This window comes from Neisseria sp. P0021.S007, from assembly GCF_051956855.1.
In genome coordinates this window covers 1-697 of sequence record NZ_JBQCXA010000517.1, presented here as the reverse complement: position 1 = coordinate 697, position 697 = coordinate 1, and the positions used below count along the sequence as shown (strand labels likewise).

Below are 697 nucleotides of genomic sequence, written 5' to 3'. Positions count from 1 at the left end.
ATCCAAAACATCATCAATAATTTGGAACGCCGTGCCGACGTACATACCGTAGTCTTTCAATGCCTGCTCATGTTCGGGGGCGGCATTACCCAAAATCGCGCCAACCTGCGCGGCCGCTTCAAACAATTTGGCCGTTTTATATTGAATCACTTGAACATATTGCGCTTCAGTAATATCGGTATTGCCGATGTTCATCAGCTGCATGACCTCGCCTTCCGCAATAATATTAGTTGCCTCCGCCATGACTTACAAAATGCGCATACTGCCGGAATCAACCATCAACTGGAAAGCGCGCGTATATAAAAAGTCGCCGACCAACACCGCCGCCGCGTTGCCGAACAGATTATTCGCCGTTTCGCGTCCGCGGCGCAAATCGCTTTCATCAACCACATCGTCGTGCAACAGGGTCGAAGTGTGGATAAATTCCACCATCGCCGCCAAAGCATACAGCTTATCTCCGTCATAGCCGACCGATTTACCTGCCAAAATCGTCATAATCGGACGCAGACGCTTACCGCCGGCACTGATAATATAAGTACCGATTTGCGAAATCAGAGCGACATCAGACTGAACCGCTTGGTTGATCACCTCATTGACCCGTGAAAGTTCTTCAGGCAGATGGCGTTGGAAATAAGGCAGGTTTTCGAGCATAACACATTCTCAGTCAGCAAAATGAAGCAGGCTTGCCGTATAAATA

1 pseudogene is annotated in these 697 nt (G+C 48.8%); it reads right to left on the bottom strand.

Features of this window, described 5'->3' with window-relative positions:
• A pseudogene (locus ACTHUR_RS14345) lies at positions 1–651 on the bottom strand (polyprenyl synthetase family protein); the annotation flags it as partial.
• Between the last annotated feature and the right edge of the window lie 46 nt (positions 652–697).